The sequence below is a fragment of the Pseudodonghicola flavimaris genome, from assembly GCF_030164425.1.
Lineage (GTDB): Bacteria > Pseudomonadota > Alphaproteobacteria > Rhodobacterales > Rhodobacteraceae > Pseudodonghicola > Pseudodonghicola flavimaris.
Genome location: NZ_JASNJD010000029.1, coordinates 1 through 13,143, shown reverse-complemented (window position 1 = coordinate 13,143; position 13,143 = coordinate 1). Strand labels below are relative to the sequence as shown.

Below are 13,143 nucleotides of genomic sequence, written 5' to 3'. Positions count from 1 at the left end.
AAAGGGGAACGCGTTATGGCGTCTTCATTTAAGGCTATTGGTGACGAAATTCAGGTGAACACCTATAGCAAAAGCCACCAGGGCGATCCTGCCATTGCGGCCAACCCGAAAACCGGCGGGTTTCAGATCGTCTGGGAAAGCAAGGGCCAGGATGGCGATGGCTACGGCATCTACGGCCAGACTTTCGGCGCCCTGGGCGCGATGGTGGATGGCGAATTCCGCATCAACGACATGACCGTCGGCGACCAGGAAAACCCCGATGTCGCTTTCAATCGCGCCGGTCAGGGCTCCTGGGTGTGGCAGACCGACGCGATCTGGAGCGAAACCAACATCAACCGCGACGAACTGCCGGTCTCACGCGATTACGAGGCGGATAACATCCGCACGCGGTCCAAGACCTTCGGCTTCGACGGCGACGGGGATGGCGAAGAATACTACAATTTCGAACGCGTCCGCTATGGCCGCACCGATCCCGAAGCCGAGGGGCAGGACGCGCTGGAACCGCGGGTGATTTCGCTGGGGGGCGACATGTTCGCCACCGGCTATTACGTGCGTGATTACCTGCACGCGGAATTCCAGTTCACCGTCGATGAATATACCGCCAATACCTATCGGTTGCCGACGAATGGCCAATGGTCCCGTAATTACATGGACACCGAAGTTTTCCCGCGCGGCGCCACCAATTTCGGCGATCTGGCGCAGTTCGATGATGAAAATATCCTGGTGGTGGGGACCCTCGCCGCGGATGCCGAAGGGGCGGACGGGATCATCCAGTTTCAGCTGTTCGAGGAACCCCGGGTGCAGGGCCTGGCCTTCGATCTGAGCGAACGCTTCGTGCTGGAGGGCTCCGGCACCACCGGCGCGGCCTCCGATCCGCGGGTGGTCATGCTCGTGGGCAAGCAGTTCGCCATCACCTGGACCGAGACCACCGGCAGCGGCAAATCGGCACAAACGGATGTCTATGCGCAGATCTTCAGCAAGAAGACGCTGAAGGAAGCCTCTCCGGTCATCCAGGTGCATTCCGACAGCGGCGAGGATCAGGATCACGCCGAGATCACCGCGCTGAAGGATGGCGGATTCATGGTCACCTGGGTCGCGGGCGGCGATGCCGACGGCAACGGCAGCGCCATCATGGCGCAGCGGTTCGATGCCGACGGTGTGCGTTTGGGCAAGGCCCAGGTGGTGAATGCCACCACCAAGGGGGATCAGGCGGATCCGGCGATCGACACGCTGAAGAACGGCAATGTCGCGATCACCTGGGAGTCGGAGACCGGCGACGACAGCGGCCTGTCGGTCAAGGCGCAGGTGCTGAAGATCGGCGCCTACGGGGCCAAGAAGGCGCAGGATCTCTTCGGCACCTCGGCCGATGAGGTGTTCGATACCGGCGCTCGTAAGGACCGTATCGACGGCGGCGGGGGCAAGGACAAGATCCTGGCAGGGGCCGGCAATGATCGTCTGGACGGGGGCGCCGACAACGATGTGCTGAAGGGCGGCGGGGGCAAGGACGTCTTTGTCTTCGGCCTCGGCAGCGGCAAGGACAAGATCCTGGACTTCGCCGATGACACCGACCGGGTGTTGTTCGACAAGGACCTGATGCCGGGCCGGATCACCAATGACAAGCTGGCCGATATCGTGACCGAGGCGAAGGCGGCGCTGATCTTCGACTTCGGCGATGGCGATGTGCTGCGTGTGAACGGCATCAGCGATTTCAGCGACTTCCGGGACGACTGGGGCGCTTTCTGATCTGAGGCCGCGGGCAGAGGGGCGCCTCAGCCCGCGGCCGACCTGCACCACCAGGCGCGCGCGGCGATCAATCCGCCGTCCGCAGCCGGGATCTTTGTACCAGCGCCACCGCGATCAGCGGCCCGATCACCCCGATCACCGCCACGGCGATCAGCAGCCAGCCCAGTTGTGAATAATCCGCCGGTGTCTGCAGGCTGCCGTCGGGAGCCGTGACCTCGCGGGTGACGGTGAACAGCTGGTTGAGGTATTTGGTGCCCAGGCTGCTGGCCGAGAGCGCCAGATTGGTGAAGGAGGCCATCACCGCGAAGAAGGTGGCCTTGAGATTATCCGGGGCGTTGCGGGCGATCCAGGCCAGCATCGGGATCATCGCCACCTGACCCAGTGGGCTTTCCATCGCGGTGTCCAGAATGGCGATGAACCGGGCATCGACGACGCCGCCGGTATGGGCGGCAGTCCAGCTCTGGATGCCGTAGAACAGCCCGATGTTGGGCAGCGACAGAAGCCCGCCAGCCAGCGTCAGCAGCATCACGATGAAGACGATGCTGTGATTGGCCATCAGCGGCCGCAGCACGAACATGCCCGCCAGTGTCAGAACCGAGGTCAGCAGCGACAGGATCGCCAGGAACTGCTGGTCGAAGCCGAGCTGGTCGATGGTGAACCAGGTCGCCCCGGCGCCGGGCAGCGGCGTGGCGCGGAACACGAAGATGATGATCGCGGTGCCGACCAGCGCGCGGGCCTTGGCCGGTTCCAGCACCGCAATCAGCTGGCGCATCAGATAGAGCACGATGGCCAGTGACCCGGTGAAGATCATCTCCTGCGCGTAGGGAACGTCAGAGAGGCCGAGACCGACCGATATCGCCACGAAGAGGCCGCCGCCGATGAAATAGGACCAGTTGGGCGTCACCGCGCCGCCATCTGGGGCGAAATGCGCCTCCGCTTCGGCGCGCGACTGGCCGTTGGCGATCAGCGCCGCGATCTGCTGGTTCTGCTGCCATTTGGCCAGCAGCACGCCTGAGACCGAGATCACCGGGATCGCCAGTCCCATCAGGTAGATGCGGCCGTAGACGGCGCCCTTGGCGGCCTCCGGCAGGGTCTCGATACCGGAGAACAGGGTGATGTTCAGCGCCGCCACTGCCGACAGCGCCCCGATCAGTGCCACCCGGCCCAGCGTTTGCATGGTGGTGTGCAGCGCCCGTGTCGTCGCCTCGTCGAGCGGTTGTCCGGTCGCGTCGTGTTTCGGCACCGCCTCGACCGAGAGCGCGTCTGCCACCGCGTCCTGCAGCACGTAGCCGCAGGGCGACAGCAGCGAGGCGAGGACGAACCAGGCGGTGACCGGCATCATGCCAGGCATCCAGGCGACCCGGGTGGCGAGCCCGTACATGATGGTGAAGCTGGCGGCGATCAGCCCGGCGCCGAGGAACACCAGCACCCATTTCCAGCGCCACATCAGATCGACCAGGTGGCCGATCGGCATCTTCAGCGCCCAGGGCAGGCCGACCCAGAACCCGAGCCCCGCCAGGAAGGCGGCGGAGACATCGAGGTAATCCTTGACGAAGAAGGTCCCCACCACCGAGGTGATGCCGGAGGCGCCATAGGCGAAATAGACCATCAGCGGCGGCAGGAAGGACCAGCGCATCTGCCGGCCGAGGTCGAGCACGACGGCATCGAACCAGCCCCAGAGATCCGCTGACAGCCGCCTCATAGCGGGCGGATCTTCAGCTTTGTGATCCGGTTGCCGTCGCGGCCGGTGACCTCGAAGCGGAAGTTGTGGAAGGAGAACACCTGTCCCACCGTCGGGATCATCTGCGCCTCGTGGATGACCAGACCGGCGACGGTATTGGCTTCGTCGTCGGGCAGCTGCCATTCGGTGGCGCGGTTCAGGTCGCGGATCGTCATCGCGCCGTCGATCAGGTAATGGCCGTCGTCCGATTTGCGCACCGGGTGATCGCCGTCGACGTCGAATTCATCGGTGATCTCGCCGACGATCTCCTCCAGGATATCCTCCAGCGTGATCAGCCCCTGAAGCGAGCCGTATTCGTCCACCACCAGCGCGAAATGCGCCCGGCGGCGCAGGAACTGCCGCATCTGGTCGTCCAGCGTGGTGGTCTCGGGCACGAAGTAGGGCGGTTTCGCCATATCGGTGAACTGAAAGCCGCGAAACGCCTCGGCCATGTCGCGGGCCTTGTCCAGCCGGGCATAGATCGCCCGCAGCAGATCCTTGGCGTGGATCACCCCGATGATGTTTTCCGGCTCGTCGCGGAACACCGGCAACCGGGTATGCGGGCTGTTGACGCATTGGGCGAAGATGTCCTGAGGATCGGCGGCGGCATCCACCATCTCGATGCCGGAGCGGTGCAGCATCACCTCTTCGACGGTGCGGTCGCTCAGATCCAGCGCGCCGAGGATACGGTCGCGGTCCTCCTTCTCCACCACCCCTTCGGAATGGCCGAGCTGCAGCGCGCCGGCGATTTCCTCACGCACGGCCAGCATCTGGCTGTTGGCGTCGATCCGGACGCCGAACAGCCGCAGCACCCCGCGGACGATCAGCCGGACCGCGGCCACCACCGGAGAGAAGATCATCACCATCGGCCGGATCACTGGCGCGACGGTGGCGGCGGCCTTTTCGGAATTGGTGATCGCATAGGTCTTTGGCAGCACCTCGGCGAAGATCAGCACCAGCAGCGTCATCACCAGGGTGGCCAGCGCCACGCCATTCTGGCCGAACACCTTGGTGAAGAGCGAGGTGGCGAGCGAGGCGGCCAGGATGTTGACCAGGTTGTTGCCGAGCAGCACCGAGCCGATCAGCCGTTCGTTGTCCTCGGTCACCGCCAGCGCCTGCTGGGCGCCGCGCGATCCCTTGTCGGCCTGATTGCGCAGCTTGGCGCGACTGGCGGCGGTCAGCGCGGTTTCAGAGCCGGAGAAGAACCCCGACAGCACCAGAAGCAGCAGGATCGCCCCGGCGGTGATCCAGAAGGCGGCGTCGAGAAGGGGGGCTGGGCTGTCCATCGGTGGCTGTATCGGATCTATCTCTTTGGTCTGACACGGTTATGGGGGCGGAGCCCTCTGCGTTCAAGGGGCCTCTGCGCGCGGGGTGCCTGCGGTCCGCGGTGGTTCAGTCGTCCTCGGCGGGGTGGGCCAGCGGGTGGTGGTCCAGCACCAGATCGGCCAGCCGCTCGTCCAGCACATGGGTATAGATCTCGGTGGTGGCGACATCGGCATGGCCCAGCATCGCCTGGATCGACCGCAGATCCGCGCCATTGGCCAGCAGATGGGTGGCGAAAGCATGCCGGAGCCGGTGCGGCGTGACCTTGTCGGGGGCGACGCCGCCGGCGACGGCAAGCTCCTTGATCAGCAGGTAGAAACGGGTGCGGGTCAGGTGGCCGGCCTTGCCGCGCGAGGGGAACAGGAACCGCGATGGCGGCGCCCCGGAGGCCCGGCGCTTGTCCTCGGCCGCGTCGCGTTCCGCCAGCCAGATCGCCAGCGCCGTCCGCGCCGGCGGCGATAGCGGCACCAGACGTTCCTTGCCGCCCTTGCCCTTGACCAGCAGCATCCGTGGATCGCCGCGCGCCGCCGAGACCGGCAGCGACACCAGTTCGCTGACCCGCATGCCAGTGGCATAGAGCAGTTCCATCAGGCAGGTGTTGCGCAGCCGGTCGGCCTCGGTCCGGCCGACCTCACGCGCTGCGGCTAGCAGCTTGTCCACCTCCGGCACGTCCAGCGTCTTTGGCAGCCGCTTGTCTCGGCCGGGGCCACGGATCTGGATCGCCGGACTGTCCGGGCGCCAGCCTTCCTCAAAGGCGAAGCGGTAGAGCTGCTTGATCGCCGACAACCGCCGCGCCCGGGTCGCGCGCGACAGCCCCTGGGCATCGCAATCGACCAGGTAGCTTTCGATCAGGTCGCGGTCGGCGGTGGCGAAATCGCTGCCGCGCCGGGTCAGCCAGCCGGCGAAATCCTTCAGGTCGCGGCCATAGGCCAGCTGGGTGTTGGTGGCGGCCCCGAGCTCTGCCGCTTGGGCATCGAGGAAACTGGCGATCCAGCCCATCTGATCGGCGGAGCTCTCCATGGGTCAGCCCCGCCCGGTAATCATCAGCTGCAGCGCCGCGCGCCGGGCGGTGTCTTCCAGCCCGACGCGGCGCAGTGTTGCCAGCGCGGCGGTCAGCTCGGTCGGGTTGCCGCGGGCGCCACGGTCGAAAAGGCCGATGGCGCGCAGGATGACCTCGCCCAAACGGCCGTCTTTCAGCGCCGTGGTCAGTTCTGGCGGCACGGCGGAGGCATCGCCGAAGCCCAGGGCGATGGCGCGGGCCTGATCGTCGGGCGGATCGGCGCGGCCCGGCGCGCCCTGGGCCAGCGCCCCCAGAAAGCTCTGGGCGCGGCTGTTGCCGGGCGCCTGATGCGAGGCGGCCTCATAGTCCGGGGCCAGCAGGCGGATCTGCCAGGCCAGTGCGGCGGCGGCGTCCTGCAGCGGGATCGCCGCCAGCCGGTCGGCGAAGAGATGCGCGAAAGGCACCTCCAGTCGCGCCGCGCGCATCTGGGTCCAGGCCGTCGGCAGCGTCTTGGCAACCGCCTCGGCGCTGCCGGTGGACAGCGCGATGTCGAAGCGCTGCACCGCCGCCACCCGGTCCCAGATACCGCCCGAGGCGGCGGGTTTGCGGTCAGTGTACAGGCCGAGCAGCTGATTGGGATTGAGCGCGCCGACGCGGGTCAGCCTTTCGGCCGCCTCGATCTGCGCCCGCCAGCCGGCGATCTCGCGCAGGTCGGCATTGGCGAAAGCGCGGGGCAGGGTGGAACTGGGCATCCGCTCGCCGATCGCCTCGAACAGGCGGAAGGTCAGCGGATCGGGATCGACCGCCGCCGGCAACGGCGCGGCGCCTTCGAAGAACTCCGGGTTCAGGAAATGGTCGAGCAGATCGAGCGTCGGCCGCGGCAACAGCTCCAGTGCCTGGGCGGTCTCCAGCGTCAGCGCGGCGGTCTGCCAGTCGCCATGGCGGGCGGTGCAGAAGATACGGGCGGCGTAATGGGGCGCCAGATCGGGGATCTGCTGCAGCACGGCGCAGCTGCGGTCCTCGTCGCCGCTGAGCAGGGTGGTGTCGAACCAGCGTCGGAACAACGCCCGGTTGCGGGTGGGGCCGGCAAGCTCCACCATCGCCTGGGCCGGGTCGATGGCCCCGAGGGCGATCAGCCGGTCGATCTGCGCCAGCATCAGCGCGTCGGCCTCGGCGTCGCTGGCGGTGGCAGGCGGCGCCTTCTCGGCCAGCAGCAGGGTATAGAGCAGCGATTGCATCGCCGGGCTGTCATGCACCGGCACCTCGCCGATCAGCCGGATCAGCTGTTGCGGATCGCTGCCGTGCCACAGATCGACCGGCAGGCCGGTGATCTCGGGGGCGACCAGCCCCAGCGGGGTGGCGACGCTCTCCAGCGGGCTGACCTCGACCTCGGGACGCAGCGCCGCCTCCGCCACCGGTGGCTCCAGCAGCACGAAGCCGCCGGCTCCGGGATTGGCATAGGCCTCTCCCAGCCAGTCGATCACCGACAACGGCTCCTGCGCCACCACCGACGCCGGCCAGAGCGCAGCGATCAGCGCTGTCTTAATCCGCATGCAGGGTGACCGGCTGGCGGACCTCCGCCAGCGGCGGCGAGAAGTCGGCGCCGAACCACGGCCCGACATAGGCATAGCCGACCAGCCCGATTGCAGCCAGAATGATGAGGAAAAACAAGTATTTGAGCAAACGCCCCATAGGGACCCCGTGGGATTGGTTCCGTGCTTTGTCTCAAGTTATATATGGCCTTTTTCGCAAGATCACGTCATTGACTGAAGAATGAGCGAAATTGAGCATACCCCTGCCGCTCCGACGGGCGCCGCGGTCGCGCCGCAGCCCGGATCCGGGTCGGCCAGGGTCAAGAAAACCATCGTCATGGTCGGCATGATGGGCGCCGGCAAGACCGCCGTGGGCCGGGCCCTGGCGGCGCGGCTCGGGGTGCCGTTTCTGGACAGCGATCACGAGATCGAATCGGCCGCCAACATGACGATTCCCGAAATCTTCGCCCGCGACGGAGAGGCGTTCTTCCGCAAGAAGGAGAGCCAGGTGATCGCCCGGCTGCTGGAGGAGGCGCGGGGCGTGCTCTCCACCGGCGGCGGCGCCTTCCTGTCCGAGGCGAACCGGCGGATGATCTCTCAGAAAGGGGTGTCGATCTGGCTGAATGCCGATCTCGACGTGCTGTGGAACCGGGTGCGCCATCGCGATCACCGGCCGCTGCTGCGCACCCCCGATCCCTATGGCACGTTGAAATCCCTCTATGAGGCGCGGGTGCCGTATTATGCCGAGGCCGATCTGGCGGTGCGCTCCGATGCGCAGACCTCGGTCGATGGGGTGGTGGACCGGGTGCTGGACGCCCTTGCCAGCCGCCCGGATGTTCTGGAGCCTGAAACATGAAAGAAACCGTCCATGTCGAGCTGGGCGAGCGGTCCTATGACGTGGAGATCGGCCCCGGGCTGATCGCCGAGGCCGGCACGCGCATTGCGCCGCTGCTGAAACGCAAACAGGTCTGTGTGCTGACCGATGAGACGGTGGCGGAGCTGCATCTGGACGCGCTGCGTGAGGGGCTTGCGACGGCGGGCATCACGATGGAGGCGCTGGCGCTGCCGCCGGGCGAGGCCACCAAGGGCTGGCCGCAGTTCACCCGCGCGGTGGAGTGGCTGCTGGAACAGAAAGTGGAGCGCCGCGATGTGGTGGTCGCCTTCGGCGGCGGCGTGATCGGCGATCTGGCCGGGTTCGCCTCCGCGGTGCTGCGCCGCGGCGTACGGTTTGTGCAGATCCCGACCTCTCTGCTGGCGCAGGTCGACAGCTCGGTCGGCGGCAAGACCGGCATCAATACTGCGCAGGGCAAGAACCTGGTCGGTGCCTTTCACCAGCCGTCGTTGGTGCTGGCCGACACCGCGGTGCTGGGCACGCTGACGCCGCGCGATTTCCTCGCCGGCTACGGCGAGGTGGTGAAATACGGGCTTCTGGGCGATGCTGGTTTCTTCGATTGGCTGGAAACCCAGGGGCCGGCGCTGGCGGCGGGCGATATGGCGGCGCGGGTGCGCGCGGTGACCCGATCGGTGCAGATGAAGGCCGATATCGTTGCCCGCGACGAGACCGAGCAGGGCGATCGTGCGCTGCTGAACCTGGGCCACACCTTCTGCCACGCGCTGGAGGCGGCGACGGGCTATTCCGACCGTCTGTTGCATGGTGAGGGCGTGGCGATCGGCTGCGCGCTGGCGTTCGAGCTGTCGTCGCGGCTGGGGCTTTGTTCGCAGGAAGACCCGAGCCGGGTGCGCGCGCATCTCAAGGCGATGGGGATGAAGACCGATCTGGCCGATATCCCCGGGCCCTTGCCGGATGCGGAGGCGCTGATGGCGCTGATGGCGCAGGACAAGAAAGTGGTGGACGGGCAGCTGCGGTTCATCCTGGCGCGCGGGATCGGCGCGGCCTTCGTCACCTCCGATGTCCCGCGTGAGGCGGTGGTGCGGCTGCTGGACGATGCGCTGGCGGTACGCTGATCCCGGGCGAGATGCCCGTCCGGCGAGACCGGGCGGGCCATCGTGTCTTGTCGTCGTCGCGTCTGTTGGGGGCGGCGCTCAGCGTGCCTTCAGCACCATCAGCTCGCCGACATTCTCGTTGGTGATATAACCCAGCATCTGCCCCCGGGCGTCCACCACCACCACGGCGGGGGCGGATTTGTGCAGAGCGTCCAATACCTTGTCGAGCCCGGCAGTCAGCGGCAGGCTGGGTACGTCGGTGACCATGATCTCAGACACCGGTTGGGTGCGCGGGTGATCATGCGCCAGCGCGGAGAACAGCGCGCTGCGGGTCAGGAAGCCCTGAAATTGGCCCTGAACGTCGACCACCGGGAATTCATGCTGGGTGGTGCGGATCAGCGCCGAGGCGGCGGTGTCCAGCGTATCCGCCGGTGTCAGGCTCTCATAGGCGGTGATCATCGCGTCGCGCGCCTTGAGCTTGCGGGCGAGGCTGCGCATCTCGACGTCCTGGCTTTCGGCATTGGCGGCCATGAAGATGAAGATCGCGATCAGGACCAGGATCGGGTTGCCGCTGCTCAGCCCCCAGAACCCGAACAGGAAGGCGACGATCTGCCCGGCGGTGGCGGCGACCTGGGTGGCCTGTACCCGGGTCATCATCAAGGCCAGAAGCGCGCGGAACACCCGGCCGCCATCCATCGGAAAGGCGGGGATCAGGTTGAACAGCGCCAGAAACAGGTTGAGTGCCGCCAGCCGCGACAGGAAGCTGGCGTTGCCGCCTGCATCGAGCTCGGCGCTCAGGTCGGAGATGCCCTTGGCGCCCAGCAGAGTCAGCGCCGCCCAGATGACGATATTCACCGCCGGTCCGGCCAGCGCCACGGCGATTTCCTGGCCGGGTTTTTCCGGCATCTTCTCCAGCTGCGCCATGCCGCCGATCGGCAGCAGGGTGATCGTCGGCGTGCGGATGCCATAGCGGCGCGCGGTCAGCGCGTGACCGAATTCATGCGCCACCACGCAGGCGAACAGCGCCACCACGAACAGCACATTGTCCAGCGCCGCCTGGGCGCCGTCCTGCACATAGGCGGCATAGCCGATCCAGCCGAGCAGCAGAAAGAAGGTCACGTGGATGCGCAGATCCGATCCGAACAGCCTGCCGATGGAGAAAGACCAGCTCATATTCCTGCCTCAGCCCTGGAAAACGCCCTGAGAAAAAGGGCACGCCGCGGCGTGCCCCCTGAATGTGCCCGTTGCGATCAGAACGGGATTTCGTCGTCGTCGATGCCGCTGGACGGGCCGCCGCGGCTGCCGCCGCCATAGGGATCGCCGCCACCGGAGGGGCCGCTGTCGTAGCCGCCGCCGTAACCGCCGCCCGAGCCGCCCCCATAGCCGCCGCCCTGGCCGCCGCCGTAGCTGCCGCCGCCGCCACCGCCCTGGCCGCCATCGCGACCGTCAAGAAAGGTCAGCTCGCCGGAATAGGGGCGCAGCACCACCTCGGTGGTATAGCGGTCCTGACCGCTCTGGTCCTGCCACTTGCGGGTTTCCAGCTTGCCCTCGACATAGACCTTGGAGCCCTTGCGCAGATATTGCTCCGCCAGCCGGGCCAGGTTCTCGTTGAAGATCGCCACCGAATGCCACTCGGTCTTTTCCCGCCGCTCGCCGGTGTTGCGGTCCTTCCAGGTGTCGGAGGTGGCGATACGCAGGTTGCAGACCTTGCCGCCGTTGGGGAAGCTGCGCACCTCCGGATCGCGGCCCAGATTGCCGATGAGGATGACTTTGTTCACTGAGCCGGCCATGGGACTCCCTCGCTTCTCTCGTCTCTGACGCCTCTGAGACGTCTTATTGGGGTTATCGTCTGTGTCGTGGCGCCCGAATCTCCGGTCGGGGAAACGGGCGCGATGGCGGGCACCCTACAGAACCTGCAGGCCGGATAAAACACGGTTGTCCGCCGATGCCGGGGGCGACCGCGGGGCAGGGACGCCGGCAATCTTCCCTTTGAGATAAATTCCTGTATAGTCGCGCCGGTTCACAATTGGGCAGGGCAGAGCCGTATGCGCAGTATGTCGCTGAGTTTCTTGTTGATTGCCGGTCTTTCGGTGCCGGCGCAGGCGGATATCTTCGCCACCAGATCGCAGAAGAACCTGTTCAAGTCGCAGACGCGTGTGCTCGATACCCGGGCTTCGCAGCAGTATAACGATTCCGTCCGGCTGCTGCCGCCGTCGATCCATACGCCAACCAAATGGGGCCCGCTGCCCTATGCCGGCAAGTATCGCGGCGAATATCTGCACATGGCGCGGGAGGCGGCGCGGCGTCACGACGTGCCGGAGGACCTGTTCCTGCGGCTCGTGCAGCAGGAATCCGGCTGGAACCCCAATGCACTGTCGCACAAGGGGGCTCTGGGGCTGGCGCAGCTGATGCCGGACACCGCCCGCCGCCTGCGGGTGGACCCGGCCGACCCCTATGAGAACCTCGACGGGGGGGCTCGCTATCTGGCGCGGCAGTACCGGAAGTTCAAATCCTGGCGTCTGGCGCTGGCCGCCTATAACGCCGGGCCGGAGGCGGTGAAGAAGCATGGCGGCGTGCCGCCCTATGCCGAGACGCAGAACTACGTGAAAGCGATCTGGGGCAGCTGATCGCAGCGCCCTTCCCGGCAGGCCTGCGCGGGTGGCAGTCACGCTCGCGTGATCTGCGACGCTTTACGGATTTGCGTCAGATCAATTCCTGAGTATATCGCTCTGGTTACGATGCGGCCGTGAAAGGGGAACGGATCATGGCATTTGCGGAAAAAGCGGTGGCGGCGCTCTGCGCCGGGGTTCTGGTGTTGGGCGGGGGCGGCGCGGTTCGCGCGGCGACACCGCAATCGGAGCCGCCGCTCTATGACAGTCTCGAGGAGCTGGGCGAGGCGCTGTTCTTCGATCCCAACCTGTCGATGAACCGCACGCAGTCCTGTTCCACCTGCCACACGCCCGATGCCGGCTTCGTCGATCCGCGCGAAACCGACGCCGGCCGCGCGGTGTCGCTGGGCGATGACGGCCAGTCTCTGGGCACGCGCAACGCGCCCACCGCCAGCTATGCCGCGCTGACGCCGCCGTTTCACCTCGGCACCGATGGCAAATGGGTGGGGGGGCAGTTTCTCGATGGGCGCGCCGCGACACTGGAGGATCAGGCCGGCGGCCCGCCGGTGAACCCGGTGGAGATGGGGATGCCCGATCACGCCGCGGTGGTCGACCGGCTGCGCGAGAACTCCGATTACGTCGCCGCGCTGCAGGCGCTGGTGGCCCCGGATATCTTCGACGACGCCGATCAGGCCTATGCCGGGATGACCAAGGCACTCGCCGCCTACGAGCGGACCCCGGAATTCGCCCCCTTCGACAGCAAATACGACCGCTACCTGCGCGGCGACTATCAGCTGACGCCGGAAGAGGACCTGGGACGGCTTCTGTTCTTCTCGCAGCAGTTCACCAACTGCAACATCTGCCATCAGCTGAAGACGAGTCCGATCGATCCGGAAGAGACCTTCTCGAACTACCAATATCACAACATCGGCGTGCCGGCGAACCCGGCGGTGGCGGCGGTCCCCGATCAGGGGCTGCTGGACAACCCGCAGGTCACCGATCCGGCCGAGGCCGGCAAGTTCAAGGTGCCGAGCCTGCGCAACGTCGCGGTGACCGCGCCCTACATGCATAACGGCGTGTTCAGGGACCTGCGCACGGTGGTGCTGTTCTATAACAAGTACAACTCCAAATCCGCCGCCCGGCAGATCAACCGTAAGCGGTGTCTGAGCGGCACGTTGTCTGCGCCGGCGCGGACTGCGAGGTGATACCCATCTCAAGATGGGAGTGCGTTTCGCAATGGATGCTCAGACTGCGTTTCTCAGATCGCTGGGA

At 66.4% G+C, this 13,143-nt stretch carries 12 protein-coding genes; 5 read left to right on the top strand and 7 right to left on the bottom strand.

The features are described from left to right. Positions 1-15 precede the first annotated feature (15 nt). Entirely contained in the window at positions 16-1,743 is a 1,728-nt protein-coding gene (locus QO033_RS23535; RefSeq protein ID WP_284483222.1) for a calcium-binding protein, read from the top strand. 67 nt (positions 1,744-1,810) lie between these two features. Here QO033_RS23535 and QO033_RS23530 read toward each other — a convergent pair whose 3' ends face one another. The 5 genes from QO033_RS23530 to QO033_RS23510 all read right to left on the bottom strand — a co-directional run bounded on the left by QO033_RS23530 (position 1,811) and on the right by QO033_RS23510 (position 7,478). Next, positions 1,811-3,445 (bottom strand): MFS transporter, encoded by a 1,635-nt coding sequence (locus QO033_RS23530; RefSeq protein ID WP_284483221.1) that lies wholly within the window; start codon positions 3,443-3,445, stop codon positions 1,811-1,813. Further along, a complete protein-coding gene (locus QO033_RS23525) occupies positions 3,442-4,749 on the bottom strand; it encodes an HlyC/CorC family transporter (protein ID WP_284483220.1) in 1,308 nt (435 codons plus the stop codon). Before QO033_RS23525 ends, QO033_RS23530 begins: the two co-directional genes overlap by 4 nt. Before the next feature lie 106 nt (positions 4,750-4,855). Further along, the gene (locus QO033_RS23520) at positions 4,856-5,806 is read right to left on the bottom strand and encodes a tyrosine recombinase (RefSeq protein WP_284483219.1); all 951 of its coding nucleotides are present in this window, start codon (positions 5,804-5,806) and stop codon (positions 4,856-4,858) included. A gap of 3 nt (positions 5,807-5,809) precedes the next feature. Further along, the gene (locus tag QO033_RS23515; RefSeq protein ID WP_284483218.1) at positions 5,810-7,339 is read right to left on the bottom strand and encodes a hypothetical protein; all 1,530 of its coding nucleotides are present in this window, start codon (positions 7,337-7,339) and stop codon (positions 5,810-5,812) included. Next, on the bottom strand, positions 7,329-7,478 hold the full coding sequence (locus QO033_RS23510; protein WP_284483217.1) for a hypothetical protein: 150 nt from the start codon (positions 7,476-7,478) through the stop codon (positions 7,329-7,331). The genes QO033_RS23515 and QO033_RS23510 overlap by 11 nt, the downstream gene beginning before the upstream one ends. Before the next feature lie 81 nt (positions 7,479-7,559). Here QO033_RS23510 and QO033_RS23505 point away from each other — a divergent pair, with 81 nt between their 5' ends. Further along, positions 7,560-8,174, top strand: a complete 615-nt coding sequence (locus QO033_RS23505) for a shikimate kinase (protein WP_284483216.1) — start codon at positions 7,560-7,562, stop codon at positions 8,172-8,174. Continuing rightward, the gene (gene aroB / locus QO033_RS23500) at positions 8,171-9,283 is read left to right on the top strand and encodes a 3-dehydroquinate synthase (RefSeq protein ID WP_284483215.1); all 1,113 of its coding nucleotides are present in this window, start codon (positions 8,171-8,173) and stop codon (positions 9,281-9,283) included. The genes QO033_RS23505 and aroB overlap by 4 nt, the downstream gene beginning before the upstream one ends. A gap of 78 nt (positions 9,284-9,361) precedes the next feature. Here the strand turns inward: aroB and QO033_RS23495 are convergent, their stop codons facing one another. Next, complete coding sequence (locus QO033_RS23495) at positions 9,362-10,435, bottom strand: site-2 protease family protein (RefSeq protein ID WP_284483214.1); 1,074 nt, start codon at positions 10,433-10,435, stop codon at positions 9,362-9,364. A 77-nt stretch (positions 10,436-10,512) separates the two neighbouring features. After that, complete coding sequence (gene ssb, locus QO033_RS23490) at positions 10,513-11,052, bottom strand: single-stranded DNA-binding protein (protein ID WP_284483213.1); 540 nt, start codon at positions 11,050-11,052, stop codon at positions 10,513-10,515. Between the two features lie 264 nt (positions 11,053-11,316). Here ssb and QO033_RS23485 point away from each other — a divergent pair, with 264 nt between their 5' ends. Both QO033_RS23485 and QO033_RS23480 read left to right on the top strand, forming a co-directional pair. Then, positions 11,317-11,889, top strand: a complete 573-nt coding sequence (locus QO033_RS23485) for a lytic transglycosylase domain-containing protein (RefSeq protein ID WP_407682147.1) — start codon at positions 11,317-11,319, stop codon at positions 11,887-11,889. Between the two features lie 137 nt (positions 11,890-12,026). Then, the gene (locus QO033_RS23480; protein ID WP_284483211.1) at positions 12,027-13,076 is read left to right on the top strand and encodes a cytochrome-c peroxidase; all 1,050 of its coding nucleotides are present in this window, start codon (positions 12,027-12,029) and stop codon (positions 13,074-13,076) included. Positions 13,077-13,143: the final 67 nt, after the last annotated feature.